Origin of the sequence: Nocardiopsis terrae, assembly GCF_014651695.1 — a bacterium.
GTDB classification, from domain to species: Bacteria; Actinomycetota; Actinomycetes; order Streptosporangiales; family Streptosporangiaceae; genus Nocardiopsis; species Nocardiopsis terrae.
In genome coordinates this window covers 456,855-474,988 of the sequence record NZ_BMXJ01000006.1, presented here as the reverse complement: position 1 = coordinate 474,988, position 18,134 = coordinate 456,855, and the positions used below count along the sequence as shown (strand labels likewise).

At 70.5% G+C, this 18,134-nt stretch carries 14 protein-coding genes; 7 read left to right on the top strand and 7 right to left on the bottom strand.

What is annotated here, in order from left to right:
- Positions 1-128: 128 nt before the first annotated feature.
- From IE195_RS19285 to IE195_RS19265, 5 genes are all read left to right on the top strand, one after another.
- The gene (locus IE195_RS19285; protein ID WP_191273428.1) at positions 129-692 is read left to right on the top strand and encodes an NADPH-dependent FMN reductase; all 564 of its coding nucleotides are present in this window, start codon (positions 129-131) and stop codon (positions 690-692) included.
- 348 nt (positions 693-1,040) lie between these two features.
- Entirely contained in the window at positions 1,041-1,973 is a 933-nt protein-coding gene (locus IE195_RS19280; RefSeq protein WP_191273426.1) for a TIGR01777 family oxidoreductase, read from the top strand.
- Between the two features lie 9 nt (positions 1,974-1,982).
- Positions 1,983-2,687, top strand: coding sequence for a lipoyl(octanoyl) transferase LipB (lipB, locus tag IE195_RS19275; protein ID WP_191273424.1), 705 nt, complete (start codon positions 1,983-1,985; stop codon positions 2,685-2,687).
- Positions 2,688-2,783: 96 nt separating this feature from the next.
- Positions 2,784-3,737, top strand: a complete 954-nt coding sequence (gene lipA, locus IE195_RS19270; protein WP_191273423.1) for a lipoyl synthase — start codon at positions 2,784-2,786, stop codon at positions 3,735-3,737.
- 214 nt (positions 3,738-3,951) lie between these two features.
- Positions 3,952-4,668 carry a DUF4191 domain-containing protein gene (locus IE195_RS19265; protein ID WP_191273421.1) on the top strand — a complete coding sequence of 239 codons (717 nt, stop codon included), beginning with the start codon at positions 3,952-3,954 and terminating at the stop codon, positions 4,666-4,668.
- Positions 4,669-4,735: 67 nt separating this feature from the next.
- On the opposite strand, the gene IE195_RS19260 is transcribed toward IE195_RS19265, so the two are convergent.
- From IE195_RS19260 to IE195_RS19235, 6 genes are all read right to left on the bottom strand, one after another.
- Complete coding sequence (locus IE195_RS19260) at positions 4,736-4,975, bottom strand: helix-turn-helix domain-containing protein (protein WP_191273420.1); 240 nt, start codon at positions 4,973-4,975, stop codon at positions 4,736-4,738.
- Entirely contained in the window at positions 4,975-5,637 is a 663-nt protein-coding gene (locus IE195_RS19255; protein WP_191273418.1) for a DUF2975 domain-containing protein, read from the bottom strand. Before IE195_RS19255 ends, IE195_RS19260 begins: the two co-directional genes overlap by 1 nt.
- A 150-nt stretch (positions 5,638-5,787) precedes the next feature.
- Positions 5,788-7,194, bottom strand: coding sequence for an LCP family protein (locus tag IE195_RS19250; protein WP_229826309.1), 1,407 nt, complete (start codon positions 7,192-7,194; stop codon positions 5,788-5,790).
- Positions 7,195-7,666: 472 nt separating this feature from the next.
- Positions 7,667-8,734 carry a hypothetical protein gene (locus IE195_RS19245; RefSeq protein WP_229826303.1) on the bottom strand — a complete coding sequence of 356 codons (1,068 nt, stop codon included), beginning with the start codon at positions 8,732-8,734 and terminating at the stop codon, positions 7,667-7,669.
- Positions 8,735-9,053: 319 nt separating this feature from the next.
- Positions 9,054-10,484: an LCP family protein gene (locus IE195_RS19240; protein WP_191273416.1), complete on the bottom strand. Its 1,431-nt coding sequence runs from the start codon at positions 10,482-10,484 to the stop codon at positions 9,054-9,056.
- Between the two features lie 214 nt (positions 10,485-10,698).
- On the bottom strand, positions 10,699-11,205 hold the full coding sequence (locus tag IE195_RS19235) for an RDD family protein (protein WP_191273413.1): 507 nt from the start codon (positions 11,203-11,205) through the stop codon (positions 10,699-10,701).
- A gap of 329 nt (positions 11,206-11,534) precedes the next feature.
- Between IE195_RS19235 and glnA the strand changes: the two genes are divergently transcribed.
- Both glnA and IE195_RS19225 read left to right on the top strand, forming a co-directional pair.
- Positions 11,535-12,959, top strand: coding sequence for a type I glutamate--ammonia ligase (gene glnA / locus IE195_RS19230; protein ID WP_191273411.1), 1,425 nt, complete (start codon positions 11,535-11,537; stop codon positions 12,957-12,959).
- A 153-nt stretch (positions 12,960-13,112) separates the two neighbouring features.
- Positions 13,113-16,184, top strand: a complete 3,072-nt coding sequence (locus tag IE195_RS19225) for a bifunctional [glutamine synthetase] adenylyltransferase/[glutamine synthetase]-adenylyl-L-tyrosine phosphorylase (protein ID WP_191273409.1) — start codon at positions 13,113-13,115, stop codon at positions 16,182-16,184.
- 132 nt (positions 16,185-16,316) lie between these two features.
- On the opposite strand, the gene IE195_RS19220 is transcribed toward IE195_RS19225, so the two are convergent.
- Complete coding sequence (locus tag IE195_RS19220) at positions 16,317-18,131, bottom strand: carbohydrate-binding module family 20 domain-containing protein (protein WP_191273406.1); 1,815 nt, start codon at positions 18,129-18,131, stop codon at positions 16,317-16,319.
- Between the last annotated feature and the right edge of the window lie 3 nt (positions 18,132-18,134).

Here is an 18,134-nt window from a genome sequence, read left to right as displayed (position 1 = left end):
CCCGGCCCGGGCCGCTTCCGTGTGTGGCCGGGCCCCGAATTGACCTCAACCTAACTTGACGTCCTAACGTGGGTAGAGGACCCCCCGAACCCCGCCCCGAGTCCTGCCAGCCGAAGACGAGGAACCACATGCAGCGAGAGAACCTTCGGATCGCGGTCATCCTGGGCGGCAACGTCAGCGGCCGCACCGGCCCCGTGGTCTCCGGCTGGTTCCTCGACCTGGCCGCGTCCCGTGCGGGGGTCGACGTCGACGCGCTGGACGTGGCCGAGTTCGACCTCGGCGACGGGCACGGGACACCGCTGGGTTCGTTCTCGTCCCGGATCGAGGCGGCGGACGGTTTCGTCGTGGTGACCCCGGAGTACAACCACGGCTACCCGGGGCCGCTGAAGAGCGCCATCGACTCCGCGCGCAAGGAGTGGTTCGCCAAGCCGGTCGCCTTCGTCTCCTACGGGGGCATGTCCGGCGGCCTGCGGGCCGTGGAGCAGCTGCGCGCGGTCTTCGCCGAGTTGCACGCCACGACCGTGCGCACCTCCGTCAGCCTGCACAACGCGCAGCGCGTGTTCGGCACCCAGGGGACCGCCCCGGAGGTCCTGCGGGACGCGGAGGACGCGGTCGGGGAGATGCTGGACCAGTTGGCGTGGTGGGCGCTGTCGCTGCGCGAGGCCCGCGCACGCCGCCCCTACCCGGGCTGAGCCGACACGGCCCGCCCCGACGGTGGACGGGGCGGCGCCTGAACGGCACCGCCCCGTCTTTCTACCCCACCAATCACCATCCCCTGATGATCCCCATCATCAAAGGTCTGCGGGAGTGCGAGCCTGCCAGCCCGACAGGGGATCGCTCACGGTAGCCCCGCGCTGACGCGGAGTTCCATGTCCCACACTCAACCTAGAAGACCCGAGCGCTCCCCGCAGTCCTTTCGCCGAAAAAGCCGAAGAAATCTTTCCGGCCCCGACCGGCCCGCCCCCGGGCTCGGGCCGGTCGGGAAACCCGCACGCGGCCCGAACGCGGTCCGAACCGGACGGAGCGGGTAGAACCCCGTCATGAGGGTGGCGATCACGGGAGCGAGCGGACTGATCGGCGGAGCGCTGACGGCGTCCCTGCTCGAGGACGGCCACTCCGTGGTGCACCTGGTCCGACGGGCGCCCCGGTCCGGTTCGGACCCGCGCCTGGAGGAGGCGGAGTGGCGGGCCGAACAGGGGCGGGTGGACACCGTGGCCCTCCACGGGACCGACGCCGTGGTCCACCTGGCGGGCGCACCGATCGGACCCGCCCTGTGGACCAGCCGCCGCAGAGCCGTCATCCGCCGCAGCAGGGTGCGCAGCACCCGGACCCTCTGCCGGGCCCTGGCCCGGATGCGGCCTCCCCCGCCCCGCCTGCTCAGCGCCTCCGGGATGCACTACTACGGGGACACCGGCGGAACGGTGGCCACCGAGGAGAGCCCTCCGGGCAAGGGCTTCCTCGCCCGGGTCTGCCGGGACTGGGAGGCGGCCACCCGGCCCGCCGAGGAGGCCGGCCTGTCCGTGGCCCACATGCGCACGGCCGTGGTGCTGGCCCGCTCCGGCGGGATGCTCAGGACGCTGCTGCCGCTGTACCGGGCCGGCCTGGGCGGCCGTCTGGGTTCGGGAGCCCAGTACATGACCTGGATATCGCTGACGGACGAGGTCGGCGCGATCCGCTTCCTGCTGGACCGGCCCGAACTGACCGGGCCGGTGAACATGTGCGCGCCCGAACCGGTCAGCAACGCCGCCTTCACCGAGGCGCTGGGCCGGGCCCTGGGACGTCCGACGATCCTGCCGGTCCCGGCGACGGCGATGCGCGCGACCCTGGGGGACTTCGCGGAGGAGACCGCTCTGATCGACCTGAGGGCGCGGCCCCAACGGCTGGAGGAGGCGGGGTATTCCTTCGTCCTGCCCACCGTCGACAGTGCGCTATCCGACATCCTGGTCAGACCCGCCCCTCCCGCCGGGGCGTAAGGTGGTGGTGTGAGTGATCTCGTTTACGCATGGCTGGGCGACACCCCCGTCCCGTTCCACCAGGGCTGGGACCTCCAGAAGCGGCTCCACCGGAGCCGTGTCGCCGATGAGGCGCCGGACACGGTCCTCTTCCTGGAGCACGAGCCCGTGTACACGGCGGGCAAACGCACCGGGAGGTGGGATCGTCCCATCACCGACCCCGGTGCTCCCGTGGTGGACATCGACCGGGGCGGCAAGATCACCTGGCACGGGCCCGGGCAGCTCACGGTGTACCCCATCGTCAGGCTGCCGGACCCGATCGACGTGATCGCCTACGTCCGCATGCTCGAGGAGGCCGTCATCCGCACCCTCGCGGACTACGACCTGACCGGCAGGCGGGTCGAGAGCCGCACCGGGGTCTGGCTGGACGCCGACCCGGAGCGTGGGCTGAGCGAACGCAAGATCGCCGCGATCGGCTGCCGCATCGCCCGCGGGGTCGGTATGCACGGTCTAGCTCTGAACTGCGACAATGACATGTCGTGGTTCGACCGGATCGTCCCCTGCGGGATCTCCGACGCGGGGGTCACCTCGCTCACCGAAGAACTGGGGCGCGCCGTCACCGTCACCGACGTGCGTCCGCGCCTCGAACGGCATCTGGCCGACGTCCTCGGTGCCGCGGAGTACAGCCACACCGACGGCACCGGAATGCTCTCCGGCGCCACCGCCCGAGGATGACAGAGCACACCATGAGCCAGTCCCCACCGGGACGTGCAGCCCCCACAAGGGGCGCGAGGGTCCCCGCCAAGGGGTACAGAAGGGAACGGGTTCGCGTTGACCATCGCTCCTGAGGGCCGCAAGCTGCTGCGCGTGGAGGCGCGCAACAGCGAGACCCCGATCGAGAGAAAGCCGCCGTGGATCAAGATCAAGGCGCACATGGGGCCGGAGTACACCGAGCTCCAGTCCCTGGTCAAGAGTGAGGGCCTGCACACGGTCTGCCAGGAGGCGGGCTGCCCCAACATCTACGAGTGCTGGGAGGACCGCGAGGCCACCTTCCTCATCGGCGGCGACCAGTGCACCCGGCGCTGCGACTTCTGCCAGATCGCCACCGGCAAGCCCAGCCCCCTGGACAGGATGGAGCCGACCAAGGTCGCCACCTCCGTCAGGAAGATGGAGCTGCGCTACGCCACCGTCACCGGTGTGGCCCGCGACGACCTGGAGGACGGCGGCGCCTGGCTCTACGCCGAGACGGTCCGCAAGATCCACGAGCTCAACCCGGACACCGGCGTCGAGCTGCTGATCCCGGACTTCAACGCCGACCCCGACCAGCTGGCCGAGGTCTTCGGCTCGCGCCCCGAGGTCCTGGCGCACAACGTGGAGACCGTGCCGCGGATCTTCAGGCGGATCCGTCCGGGCTTCCGCTACGAGCGCTCCCTGGAGGTGATCACCAGGGCACGTGAGGACGGCCTGGTCACCAAGTCGAACCTGATCCTGGGCATGGGCGAGACCCGTGAGGAGATCAGCGAGGCCATGCGCGACCTGCACGAGGCCGGCTGTGACCTGCTGACCATCACCCAGTACCTGCGCCCCTCCAAGCTGCACCACCCGATCGACCGCTGGGTGAAGCCGCAGGAGTTCGCGGACCTGGGCAAGGAGGCCGAGGAGATCGGCTTCGCCGGGGTCATGTCCGGACCGCTCGTACGCTCGTCCTACCGGGCCGGGACCCTGTACAAGCAGGCCCGCGAGAAGCGTGACGCCGAGGCCGCCGAGGCCACGAGCAACGCATAACGGCCGAATCACCCGAGTCGTGACCAAGCTGGAACGGTGGCCCGCGGGCCACCGTTCCGCATCTCGGGGCCGGACACATATCCTGGTGGTCCCAGGCGCCCAGCTCGTGGCGCCGGAAGGCGCCACACCGTAGGTCGACCGCGAAGAGGAGGCAAGGCAGCACAGGGAGCTCCTTCCCCGCCGATCCGCTCGGTGTGCGCTGCCTGAAAGCACGATGGCGAAGAAGTCCGAGAACACGACCGCCGGTAAGGGTGGCGAGAAGCAGCCGGGCCGGTTGAAGCAGATCGGCATGGTCGCCAAGGTCGTGCACCAACAGAGCCCGCGCACGATCCCGATCGCGATCACCATCGCCGTCCTGATCTTCGCCGCCTTCGTCGGCATCGGTATCTGGACCGGCTCCTGGATCATCTGGCCGCTGACCGGTCTGCCGATCGCGTTCCTGGTCGGTTTCATCATGTTCACCCGTGCCGCCCAGCGGGTCCAGTACAAGATGCTGGACGGACGGCTGGGCGCGGGCATGGCGATCCTGGAGAACATGCGCGGCAACTGGGTGGTCGAGCCCGGCGTGGCCGCCAACAAGCAGATGGACGTCGTCCACCGCGTGGTGGGCCGCCCCGGTGTCGTCCTGGTCGGCGAGGGCGACCCCGGCCGCCTCAAGGGGCTGATCGCCGGGGAGAAGAAGCGCGTGGCGCGCGTCTCCCTGGACACCCCCATCTACGACTTCAAGGTCGGCAACGGCGAGGGTCAGGTCCCGGTCTCCAAGCTGCAGCGGACGCTGGTCAAGCTTCCCCGCAACCTGGACAAGTCCGACACCGCCGAGCTGAACTACCGGCTCAAGGCGCTGCCCGCCGCGACGCAGATGCCCAAGGGCCCCATGCCCAAGGGCGCCAAGCTGCCCAAGGGAATGCGCGGCAACAAGGCCGGAGGCTGAGCCCCCCGATTCCCCGACGGGGCCGTCACACCCGGTGTGACGGCCCCGTTCGCGTGTGCGGGCTCTCTCAGGGCCCGGCCCGGGGGCTCGGCTCGTGGCTGATGAGGTCGCCCGGCTGGCAGTCCAGTTCACGGCAGAGCGCGGCCAGGGTGGAGAAGCGGATCGCCTTGGCCCTGCCGTTCTTGAGCACGGAGAGGTTGACCACCGTGACCCCCACCCGTTCGGAGAGTTCGGTGAGGGTCATCCCCCGCTCCGCCAGCAGCCCGTCCAGGTGGACCCGGATCCCGGTGGCCTCCTCCGGCGGCATCAGACCAGGCCCTCGACGTCGTCGCGCATCCGGGTGCCGCGCCGGAAGACCTCGGCGAGCGCTGCCAGGAGGAATCCGACGAGGAGGCCGCTGACGGCCCCGGAGTCCAGCCGGACCTCGAAGAGGACGTGGCCCTCGACCGGAAGGGCCGCGCGCTGGAGCGCGGCCGCGGTGGTCCCGTCGACGGCGGTCCACACCAGAGCCGCGGCCATGACGGTGAACGCGATGCCGTAGAGGCGGCGGACGTTGGCCGGAACGAAGGGGTCCCCCGCCTTCAGGCTCTGGACGATCCGCAGCACCAGGAAGGCCACGGCGAGGCTGGTGACCTGGCGGACCAGGGTCGGCAGGGCCAGGAGGAGGCGTTCCCGGGTGCTGGGGTCGTCGAAGGTGACCACCACGGTCTCGGCAGCGCTGACGGTGACGTCCTCGCGCGCGGGCTCCACCCCGGGGGCGCCGCCCGGGGCGCCGTCGGGGTGGTACACGGTGGCCTGGTTCATCCAGCCGCCCCCTCCCGCCGGAGACAGGGGCGTGATCCACACCAGGACGTACAGGAGGGACGCGGTGACCCCGGCCATCAGGAGCAGCAGGACGACCTGCGCGACCACCGAGTCGGTACGGCTCCAGCGCGGGAGGAGGCGCTGGAACGCTTTGCGTGGGGGCATGGACTACTCCAACATATCGTTTTTCGGTATTAACGATAAACGATATGCCCTGTGCTGTCACCTCTCGGAGGCCCCGGGCTGACGCCCCCCCGGGAACGCGAACGGGGCGGCGGTCCGCCACGGACCCGCCGCCCCGGAAGGGCCCTCAGCTCAGCCGCAGCTGACCTCGTCCTCCTCCGCCGCCGAGGTGGCCCCGACCTCGTCCAGCAGTGCCTCCCCGTCCTCCGCGTCCAGGGGCTCGTCGTCGGCCAGGCCCTCCCAGTCGGTCCGGCCCATGACCAGTTCGAGGTCCTCGCCCAAGGAGGGCTCCTCGACCACCTGGGCGTTGTCCAGGGCTGAGGCGAGGAGTTCGGCGTGCTCCGCCCGGTCGGGACCGTGGTAGACGGTGGTGGCGTCGGGGGTACGCACCCCGGGGTTGGCGATCTCGGTGACGACGAAGCCCTCGGCCTCCAGCAGCGGCCCGACCTGGGCTCCCAACCCGTTCGTGGTGGTGTTGTTGAGCAGCCGCAGGGACACCTCGGAGGGTTCGACGCTCTCCTCCGCCTCCTCGGACTCCCCCTCGGCCTCCTCGTCCCCGGTCAGCTCGCCCGCGGACACCGCGGCGAAGAACTCCCCCGCGTCGGGCTCGTTGAACTGGACCTTGTTGTCGTTGGGCGGATACTCCACGACAGGGACGGTGACCATGTTCATCCGACTCAGGTCGACCTCGCGCATGGCGATGGCCAGTTCGCCCATCTTCTCCGTGGAGAAGTTGCTGTCGGTCACCAGGCTGTCGCTGACCGCCTCGAGGAACCCGTATACGGTGCTGGGCTTGGACATGACGTCACCACTGGTGACCTCGCGCAGGATGGCGCCCATCATGCGCTGCTGGTTCTCGATCCGCTCCAGGTCGCTGCCGTTCTCCGTGCTGGCCCTGGACCGGGCCAGTCCCAGGGCCTGCTCGCCGTTGAGCGTCTGCTCTCCGGCGTCCAGCTTCAGGTCGGCCTTGGGGTCGTCGATCGGCTTCGGAACGCACATCTCGATGCCGCCGAGGGTGTTCACGATGTTCTGGAATCCCGCGAAGTCCACCATGACGATGTGGTCCAGGTGGATGTCGGTGATCGCCTCCACCGTCTTCCCCTGGCAGTCCATACCGCCGTAGGCCATCGCGTGGTTGAGCTGGTCGACCCCGCCGCTCCAGCCCTCGCTGTCCTCGCCGGCCTCGCACGGCGGGATGTCGACCATGGTGTCGCGGGGCAGGTTGACCATCGTCACACCGCCCCCGTCCGCGTCGATGCTGGCCAGGATCAGGACGTCCGGGCGGATGCCGTTGGCCTCGCTGTAGGAGGCGTTCTCCTCGGTGCGCTTGTCGGTGCCCAGGAGCAGGATGTTGTGCAGCCCCTCGACCTGGGCCGGGCGGTCGCCCCAGCTGTCCGGATCGACCTCGGCGGTCTCGATACCGAGGATGTCCTGGTAACCGGTGTAGGCGACCAGGCTCGCGGCGATGACCACGCCGGTCATGCCGCACGCCACCCACTTGCCGAGGGTCATCCTGACGGCGTCGACGGCCGTAGACACGTTTCTTGGGGCCAAGAGGGCACCTGCGATCCGATACGGGGCACGAGAGGGGTGTCCGCCCGTGAGGGGAGCACCGCGGCGGGAGGGGACCACCGCGCGGATACTAGGACGTAACCACCCGGATGCTACCGGAACGGTCACGACGTGTCAGACGACGGCCGACGGCTCCGCTCGCGCTGTGGGGCGAGGGGAACCCCGGCACCCGCCCCGAGCAGAACGTCGCAACCCCGTTCGGGGAGACCCGAGTACGATCGGCGTCCGAAGCGCAGGAAGAAGGACCCGGCAGGGCGGAATTCCCTTCGCCCGCCGGGCCGTACCCGCCCCACAGCGGGAAATCCGAAAATTCCCCGGCTTCCCTCGGAGCACAAAGGCGTCGAAAGGCAGCGCGGGGCCGACGCCGCCAGGCTTCGGAAAAGGAGGAGGCCGCCCGCCCCGTGCCTTTCGGGAAAGGCAGAGCCGGCCCCGTGCCCGATCATCCCCCGGTGAGTTCCACCGCGCGTTCCAGGGCCCGCTCCAGCTCCTCCGACCGTTCCCGCAGAGCCGCCTCGTTCGCCGCGATGCCGCGCTCCTGGATCTGTGCGAGCACGTCCAGGTAGGTCTGCGTCAGGTCCGACTCCTCCCGGCACTCCACGTTGCGCACGGCCGCCTCGGTGTCGTCGGTGGCCACCCGGGTCTCCTTGCCGGAACCCACCGTGTCCGGATCCTCACCGGGGTACCCCGCGTCGGCCATGCACTCCCGCCAGTCGCCCTCGGCGTCCAGCACCCGCTGGTCCGCCGCAGCCTCCACCTGGGAGTCGTTCGAGACCTCCGTGGCCGCGGAGTTCTGTCCCATGGGGACGGCGACCTCACCGGCCTTCGCCTGCTCCACCCCGATGTGCCGGACGCCCTCGTCGATCTCGCTCTCGGCCCGCCCATGGCAGCCCCACTCCGGGACGGGATCACCCGACGGGGTCGCCGTGTCCTCGGGAAAACCCCACAGGGCCGCCTCTGCCGCGTCGTAGGTGCTGCCCTGGTGGCCGATGCGGGGATCACGGCCCCCGACCTCCGCGTCCTCGTCCTGCGCCAACAGCTCCTCCGGGTGCGAGAAACCGTTCTCGGCGGCGTACTCGGCGTCGACGTGCCAACGCCCCGGGTAGTTGTGGTGTGGTCCGAAGGCCGCGACCGAGACCGGGTCGACCTCCTGCGGCTCGCCCCGGGTGAAGGAGAAACCGAGATCGCGCATGCACTCCTCGACGAGGATCTCGTGGGCGTTGCGGAGCGTGGTCTCCTCCACGGTGGTGAACACGTAGGCGTGGATCGGCAGCGCGAAGAGCTCGTCCATCTCCTCGTCAGCGCCTGGTACCGGGGACCGTGCGTCCTCCCGCAGCTCGGCGTCGGCACCGGCGGCGGTCAGGGTGCTGGGCGGCGGGGGTGAGGCCTCGGCTGCCCGCTGCTGCGGGGAGCGGACGAGAACGGTCGCCGCGAAGGCACACGCCGACGCCAGGACACACACCACGACGAGTGTGGCCAGTGTCCTGGTTCTTGGAGCAAGTTTGCGCACGGTGGGATCTCCGCTGGGGGAGGGTGATCCTGGGAAGGGGGGAAGCCCTCCGGAAAGGGCTCGGTCCGTTCCGGAAAGGGGTGTGGTCCGTGCAGAATAAATCCACACAGAACGAAGAAGAATCCCATTCTGGTTCGGACCGGGCGAGCATAGCAGGACCGCCCCCGTGCGAACGGCTTCGCCCGGGACAACGGCGAACACTCCCCCGGGAAAACCCGCCGATACCAGCGGAAAAGAAAAACCGGCGGGCCCCTCGGGGACCCGCCGGAACGTCCGGTGGACCGGAACGGTCAGCCGAACGCACCCTGGCTGTCATGGCCTAGCAGGCGCTCTTCTCCTCGGGCTCGGCGGTGACGCCGCCGAGGTCCTCGGTGATGGACAGGTCGGTCTCGGAGGAGTCGCCGCCGAACCCGTTCCAGTCGGACCCGGCGACCAGTTCGAGGGTCTGTTCCAGGCCCTGGACCTCCTCGGTCCGGGCGTTGGTGAGGGAACCGGCGAGCAGTTCGGCCGCGGCCGCGTCGTCCGGCCCGTGGTAGACCGTGGTGGCGTCGGGGGCGCGCAGTTCCGGGTTGCCGACCCCGGTGACCACGTAGCCCTCCTGTACGAGGACCGACTGGATCTCCAGGGCGAGGCCGTCGATACCGGTGTTGTTCAGCACCTCGACCGAGACGTCGGAGGGCTCGACCGGGCTCTCCTCCGCGCTGTCGGACTCCTCGTCCCCGTCCTCGCCGGATCCGGGAGCCAGGTCCGCGCCCGTGTTGATCGCCTCGAACAGCTCCGAGGCGGCGGGCTCGCTCATCATGATGCGGTTGTTGTCGTCGGGGTGGGCGCCGTTGGGGACCGTGACGAACTGGACCCGCTCCAGGTCCACCTCGCGCATGGAGATGGCGATGTCCGTCATGGTCTCGACGGTCAGGTCGTCGTCGGTGCTGATCGAGTCGGTGACGGCCCCGAGGAAGTTCGTGACGGTGACGGGGCTGGTCATGACCTCGCTGCTGAGGACCTCGCGCAGCATGGCCCCCATGAACTCCTGCTGGCGGTCGATCCGCGACAGGTCGCTGCCGTCGCCCTGGGCGTAACGGGAGCGCACGAAGCCCAGCGAGTCCTCACCGTCCAGGGTCTGGAGTCCGGCGTCCAGCTCCAGGTGCGCCTTGGGATCGTCGATCGGCTCGGGGACGCACATCTCCACACCGCCGATGGCGTCGACCATGTCCTTGAAGCCCGTGAAGTCCATCATGACGAAGTGGTCCAGGTGCACACCGGTGACCTGCTCGACCGCGTTCCACTGGCAGCCCACCCCGCCGAAGGTCATCGCGGAGTTGATCATGCCCTGCTGGGGGCTCATGCCCTGGTAGCCCTCCACCGCCTCGCAGCCGGGCAGGTCGACCATGAGGTCGCGGGGCAGGTTCACCAGAGTGGCCGCGCCGTCGTCCACGTCGATGCTCGCGATGAGCATCGTGTCGGGCCGTGCCCCCTCGGCCTCCCCGTACTCGGCGTTCTCACCGGAGCGGACGTCGGAGCCGATGATGAGGAGGTTCATGACCCCCTCGACGCTCGTCGGCCGGTCCCAGGCGTCGGTGTCGACCTGGGTCGTCGTGATGTTGCCGACCAGGCCCTGGTACCAGCCGTAGCTGCCGAGGCTCGCGATGATGGCCAGAGCGGTCACCACACAGGCGATCCACTGTCCGGCGGACAGTCGGGCGACGCTGAGGACGCCGGAGGTGTGGGGGGCGGAGCGTTTTCCAGCCATGCGAACCTTCGGAGGGTGCGGTGAGACCTTGGGTGGCGGGGTCAGGGCGGCCGAGGCTGTTCCGTGCGTGCTCTCACCCGGGCGGGGAGGGAACGCCGCCTGCGAGGGTCGCGGTCCCCTGCACAATGCCGTGAACGGATGCTAACAGCAGCTTGCGCGGGGTACGCACGCGCGCGGCGCGCGCGGGACTGGCGACCGAACCGTCGGTGGTCGCTCAGTAGCGGGACGCCACGGTGCCCGCGGCCCGGTCGTGCAGGCCCCGGGTGTCACGGTCGTAGACCACCGCCGGGATCACCAGGCACAACAGGACGGTGCGCACGGTCATCGACACGAACCAGGGCCAGGAGCGCTCCCCCGTGGCCGCGATCCCCACGCCGACGATCCGCCGTCCGATCGTTGTACCGAACAGTGTCAGCAGCAGGATGTTCATCGCCGCGAAGACCACCAGGGTGGACAGGGCGGTGAAGTTGCTCAGGGCGAGGGCCTCCTCGTCGCCGCCCGCGGCCGCGGCCGCGGCCAGTTCCTGACCGATCAGGCCGAGGTTGACGGCGACCCACACCAGCATCGCGGCGATACCCCAGTCCAGGGCGAGGCCGACCAGGCGCCGGATGACCCCGGGGACCGAACCGGTACCGCTCTCGGGCAGGCCGAGCCGGTTGCCCCGGTAGCGGAAGTCGTCCTCGGTGGCCGCGGAGGCACCGCTCCGGCTCTCGTCACTCATGCTTTTCACGGTATCGGCCCGGAACGACCCCCCGCGCGCGGGTCCGTACGAGCACTGTGACCTGGGCCGGGGGCCTGCGTGTCCACGGTCACTCCGGACGGCGGATGCGCCCCGGTTTGCCCCTCAAACAGGCGGAATCACCGGGTCAGCAGCATTGGTCTGCGAAAACACCCAGCTCCGTAACATGCAGGAAACAATCGAGACATGGCGTGGAAATCACGCGCTCCTAGCTTCGATAGCGAAGCCGGGAGACGGCGTGTGGTTCGACATGTTCGCGATGGAGCGGATCACGAACCCACCGTCTCAGCCACCTGCACGGAGGTTCCGTTTTGTTCAGCAGCGTCGACGAGGTTCTCGCCTACATCCGAGACGAGGACGTCAAGTTCCTCGACGTCCGGTTCACGGACCTGTTCGGAGGCGTCAACCACGTTACCCTCCCGGTCCAGAACGTGGACGAGTCCACGTTCACCGACGGCCAGATGTTCGACGGCTCGTCGATCCGCGGCTTCCAGGCCATCCACGAGTCGGACATGCTGCTGCTCCCCGACCTGAGCACCGGCGTCCTGGACCCGTTCCGCAAGCACAAGACGCTGAACATGACGTTCTTCGTCCACGACCCGCTCACGCTGGAGTCCTACAGCCGCGACCCGCGTAACGTCGCCCGCAAGGCCGAGGCCTACCTCAAGGGCTCGGGCGTGGCCGACACCGCCTTCTTCGGCCCCGAGGCCGAGTTCTACATCTTCGACGACGTCAAGTTCGAGACGCGTGCGAACACCGGCTACTACGAGATCGACTCCATCGAGGGCGCCTGGAACACCGGCTCCGCGATCGAGGGCGGCAACCGCGGCTACCGTCCGCGCTTCAAGGGCGGCTACTTCCCCGTCGAGCCGGTCGACCACTACAGCGACCTGCGCTCCGACATGGTGCAGACCCTCATGGACTCCGGCATCGAGGTCGAGCTCCAGCACCACGAGGTCGGTACCGCCGGCCAGGCCGAGATCGGCATCAAGTTCGGCACGCTGCTCCACCAGGCCGACAAGGTGCAGCTGTACAAGTACATCGTCAAGAACGTCGCCAACGAGGCGGGCAAGACCGCCACGTTCATGCCCAAGCCCCTCTTCGGCGACAACGGCTCCGGCATGCACTGCCACCAGAGCCTGTGGAAGGACGGCGCGCCGCTGTTCTTCGACGAGTCCGGTTACGGCCAGCTCTCCGACACGGCCCGCCACTACATCGGCGGCCTGCTCAAGCACGCCTCGGCGCTGCTGGCCTTCACCAACCCGACGGTGAACTCCTTCCACCGCCTGGTGCCGGGCTACGAGGCCCCGATCAACCTGGTCTACAGCCAGCGGAACCGTTCGGCCTGCATCCGCCTGCCGCTCACCGGTTCCAACCCCAAGGCCAAGCGCATCGAGTTCCGCGTGCCGGACCCGTCGGCCAACCCCTACCTGGCCTTCTCCGCCATGCTGATGGCGGGCCTGGACGGCATCAAGAACAAGATCGAGCCGCCGGAGCCGGTCGACAAGGACCTCTACGAGCTGCCCCCGGCCGAGGCCGCGGCCATCGAGACGGTTCCCGCGTCCCTGGACGAGGCCCTGCTGGCCCTGGAGGCCGACCACGAGTTCCTGCTCGAGGGCGGTGTCTTCACCAAGGACCTGATCGAGACCTACATCGACTTCAAGCGCACCGAGGAGATCGACTCCCTGCGTCTGCGCCCGCACCCGCGCGAGTTCGAGCTCTACTACGACATCTAGCAGCACCCCTCGGGGCCGGTATCCAGTTCGGGTACCGGCCCCGAGTCGGTTCCGGGGCCGTTCGTCGGCGCCCGGGCCCAGGGCCGGGCCGTGCGGTCCGTGCGCGGGCCGTCCGGCTACCGTTGACGCGTGGCAAGGGACGGAATAACCAACATGACAGCAGGCGCGCTCGCCAGGCTCGGCTTCAGCGACAGCACCCGGGCCCTGCGGCTGGTGACGGAGGCCGGCCTGGACGCCCGGGCCGACACCGAGGTCATCGGCGCCCTCGCGGCGGCCGCCGACCCCGACCAGGCCCTGCTGGGTCTGCTCCGGCTGCTGGAGGCCGCGCCCGACCCGGAGGAGATACTCCCCGCGCTGCGGGAGGAACGGGAGCTGCGGACCCGGTTGTGCCGGATCCTGGGCGCCAGCACGGCCCTGACCGACCACCTGGTCCGCCACCCCGGTGACTGGCGTGAGCTGCGCGGAGCCGACGCCGCGCGCACCCCCGAACCGGAGGAGCTGCGCCGGGGGCTCATGCACACCGTGGGCGCCCACCCCGACGACACCGCCCCCGTGGCAGACCTCTCCCTGGGCGAGGGGTCCGGGGCGGAGCCCTCGGCCGTGCTGCGGCACACGCTGCGCGTGGCCTACCGCCGGAGGGTCCTGAGGCTGACCGGGCGGGACCTGACCGGGGTGAACACCGTGGACGAGGTCGCCGCCGAACTGGCCGACCTGGCCGCCGCGACCCTGGACGCGGCGCTGGCGGTGGCCCGGGCCGAGGCTCCCGAGGACGCGGAGCTGTGCCGGCTGAGCGTGATCGGCATGGGCAAGTGCGGCGGCAGGGAACTGAACTACGTCAGCGACGTGGACGTGGTGTTCGTGGCCGAACCCGCCACGGACGGAACGGCCGAGGACGAGCAGGGGGCCCAGCGGGCGGCCACCCGGCTGGCCACGGCGATGATGCGCATCCTGTCGGAGACCGACGCCGAGGGCACCCTGTGGGAGGTCGATCCGGCCCTGCGCCCCGAGGGCAAGAACGGGCCGCTGGTGCGCCCGCTGGCCGGACACCTGGCGTACTACGAGCGCTGGGCGAAGACCTGGGAGTTCCAGGCGCTGCTCAAGGCCCGCCCGATCGCCGGTGACGCGGAGCTGGGGCGGGCGTACTCGGAGGCGATCTCCCCGATGGTGTGGGAGGCCGCCGGTCGCAAGGACTTCGTGGAGGACGTCCAGGCGATGCGCCGCCGGGTGGTGGCGCACATCCCCGCGGGCCAGGCCGAGCGTGAACTGAAACTGGGCCCGGGCGGCCTGCGCGACATCGAGTTCTCCGTGCAGCTGCTCCAGCTGGTGCACGGGCGCTCCGACGACCGGCTGCGTTCGGGCAACACCCTCCGGGCCCTGACCGCCCTGTCGGAGTACGGCTACGTGGGGCGCAAGGACGCGGCCGGGCTGGCCGAGGCCTACCGGTTCCTGCGCCGGGTGGAACACCTGTTGCAGTTGGAGCGGTTGCGGCGCACCCACCTGCTGCCCGACCCCCAGTCCCCGGACGGCCCCGGGCAGCTGCGCCAGCTGGGCCGGGCCCTGGGGTTCACCGCCGATCCGGTACGGGAGCTGACCGAGGCCCGCAAACGGGTGTCGGCGGAGGTGCGTCGGCTGCACGAGAAGCTCTTCTACCGTCCGCTGTTGAACGCGGTGGCCAAACTCCCCGAGGACGAGGCCCGGCTCTCCCCCGAGCAGGCGGTGGAACGGCTGGGCGCCCTGGGTTTCGTGGACCCGCGCGGAGCCCTGCGCCACCTGAAGTCGCTGACGTCGGGACTGTCCCGGCGTGCGGCCATCCAGCGCACGCTGCTGCCGGTGATGCTGGGCTGGTTCGCCGACTCCCCCGACCCGGACGCGGGCCTGCTCGGTTTCCGCCAGGTCAGCGACTCCCTGGGGACCACCCCCTGGTACCTGCGGCTGCTGCGCGACGACGTGCGGGTGGCCGAGCGGATGGCCTGGCTGCTGGGGACGAGCCGTTACGCCACCGAACTTCTGCTGCGTGCCCCGGAGGCCGTGGCGACCCTGGCCGACGACGCCGACCTGCGGCGCCGGGAGACCAGGACGCTGGTGACCGAGGCCGACGCGGCGCTGCGCCGCTACGACACCCCGGAGGAGGCGGTGTCGGCGGTGCGGGCCCTGCGCCGCCGGGAGCTGCTGCGCACGGCCGCCGCGGACCTGCTGGGCGTGTCCTCGGTGGAGGAGGTCGGCGCCGCGCTGACCGACATCGCGGCGGTGACCATCGACGCGGCCCTGCGCGCGGCCTACGCCAAGGCGGTGGCCGAGTCCGGCGGCGAGAAGCTCACCCGGGTGTGCGTGGTGGCCATGGGGCGGTTCGGCGGCGGTGAGCTGACCTACGCCAGCGACGCCGACGTGATGTACGTGCACGACCCGCTGCCCGGTGTGGACACGGGATCGGCCACCAGGCAGGCCCTGGCGACCGTGCGGGAGCTGGCCCGGCTGCTGGAGATGCCGCAGGCCGAGCCGCCGCTCAAGATCGACACCGACCTGCGGCCGGAGGGCAAGAGCGGGCCGGTGGTGCGCACGCTGGACTCCTACGCCGCCTACTACGGCCGCTGGTCCCAGGTGTGGGAGAGCCAGGCGCTGTTGCGTGCGCGGCCGATCGCGGGCGACGAGGGGCTGTGTTCGGCCTTCACCGCCCTGATCGACCCCCTGCGCTACCCGGACGGGGGCGTCGACGGGTCCGCGGTGCTGGAGATCCGTAAGCTCAAGGCCCGGATGGAGGCCGAGCGGCTGCCGCGCGGGGCCGACCCGACCCTGCACACGAAGCTGGGCCGGGGCGGGCTCTCGGATGTGGAGTGGGTGGCCCAGCTGGTGCAGTTGCGCCACGCCCACGAGCACCCGGACCTGCGCACGACCGGGACGCTGGAGGCCCTGGGGGTCGCGGTGGCGCACGGTCTGCTGGCGGCCGACGACGGTGTGGTGCTGGAGGAGGCCTGGCGTCTGGCGTCCCGGGTGCGCGGGATGGTCATGCTCGTGCGCGGCCGGGGCGGCGACTCGATCCCGAACGACCTGCGGGTGCGTGCGGCGCTGGCCCAGGCCATGGGTTACGGCGAGGACGACGGGGACGATGACGAGGGGGGCGGCGACGGCCTGGAGCCGGAGGGCCCCGCGGAGCAGTTGACCGACGCCTACCTGCGCACCACCCGGCGGGCCCGCGCGGTCATGGAGCGGGTCTTCTACGACGACTGAGGCCGCGGCTCGGACGGGGCCGGACCCGGGAAGGCGGAGAGGGGGCACCCCGGCGCCGGAGGAGTGTGGCGCCGGGGTGCCGGGGACGGGCCGGGGAGTAACGGCCCTGGTCGTGCGGTCAGCGCTGGATGGTCAGCCGCGCCAGGTGACTGAGGCGGCGGGGCCGATCCGGTTGGCGCCGCTCTCCCATTCGACGCTGCCGTCCGGGGAGACCTTGACGAGCTTCCACTCGGTGTCGGCTCCGATGACGGCGCTGCCGGACCACTCCGGGTAGGTGGACGGGCCGGTGCTCAGGGGAGCCCCGTCGGCCGGGTTCCAGGACCCCAGTTCGGGGGTGGAGCCGACGACGTGCACCTCCTGGCCGAACTCGGTCTGCACGGTCGCGGTGAGGGTGTGCGGGTCACCGGGCTCCCCCGGCTCACCGCCGCCGTCGCAGTCCTGTTCGCACTCGCCACCCGTGTGCAGGGCCAGGGCGCCGTCGGCGGGGAGGCTGGCGGTGACCCGGCCGTCGGCGACGGTGGCACTGCCGGGGCCTGCGGCGTTGTCGTAGGTGCCGTCGGGCAGTGCGGTCTCCGACTCCAGTTCCCAGCTCTGGCCGGAGGCGTTGAAGGCGGCGAAGCCCGCCTCGCCGCGGTCGAAGGCCACCCGGGCGGTCCCGTCCTGGGCCCGTTCGGTCAGACCGGTGCCGCTCACCGCGTTGCGGAAGGCGACCATGCCGCTGACCGTCTCGTTCCGGTGCTCGCAGACCCAGTCCGAGGTGGAGCAGTCGCTGTCCCGGGTGATCCACCCGGCGGGGTTGCCGTCCTCGGGGGCGCTGGGCGGGCCCTCGGTCTCGTTGCCCCGGAAGTCGTAGCTCGACATCACCACGGGGGTGCCGTAGGGCTGGGCGAGCATGAAGGCGGTGGCGAGGTAGTAGCGGTCGCCGTCGACGTGGGTGAGGGTGGGCTCGTAGCGCTGGGTGTCGTGGTTGTCGACGAAGACCACCGACTCGTCCCCGCTGAGGCCGCCGTGGTCGGAGATCGAGGTCAGCCCGGTGATGTCACCGTTGGCGAAGCCGGCGGCGATGTCGCGCTTGTAGTCGAAGTTGGTGACCTGGCCGTAGGGCGTGTAGGCGGTGTAGGGGACGGTCTGGTCGCCGTAGACCTCGTGGTAGACGTGCGGGGCTCCGCCGAAGCCGGGGACCTCGTTCAGGGCTCCGATGACGGCGCCCATGTCGTCCTCGGGGACGTGTTTGGAGGCGTCCACCCGGAAACCCCCCACCCCCATGTCGACCAGGCCGTTGAGGTAGCGGGTGATCCGGGCCCGGACCTGGGGGCTGCCGGTGTCCAGGTCGGCCAGGTCGAGGAGCTGGCAGTTCTGGACCTGCCACTTGTCGTTCCAGTCCTCGATGGTGTCGTAGCAGGGGCCGAAGTCGTCGCGGGAGTAGGCGGCCCCGCCGTCCCCGAACAGGTCGGGGTACTCGTACTGCTGCCACTCGGTTCCGGCGCTGCCGACGCTTCCGCCTTCCTGCGGGCCGGTCATGTGGTTGACGACGGCGTCGACGTAGATCCGCACTCCGTTGTCGGCGCAGGTGGCGACCATGTCCTCGAACTCCTCGGCGGTGCCGCGCCGGGTGTTGTCGATCCGGTAGGAGACCGGCTGGTAGTCCTGCCACCAGGGGTAGTTGCCGCCTTCGGAGTAGGGGACGACCACGTGTTCCTGGGGCGGGGAGACCTGGACACCGCCGTAGCCGTTGGGGCCGAGGAAGTCGGCGCACTCGGCGGCGACGGAGTCCCAGTTCCACTGGAAGAGGTGGACGATGGTGTCGCCGTCGCCCTCCTGGAGGGGGACGGGGCTGTTCGCGGAGGCGGCGACGGCGTCCTGGGGGCCGACCGGACCGGGAACCGCTAGCAGGCCGGTTCCCAGCAGCACGGCGCCGATGAGGGCGCCGGGGCGGGGTGTTCTCATGTG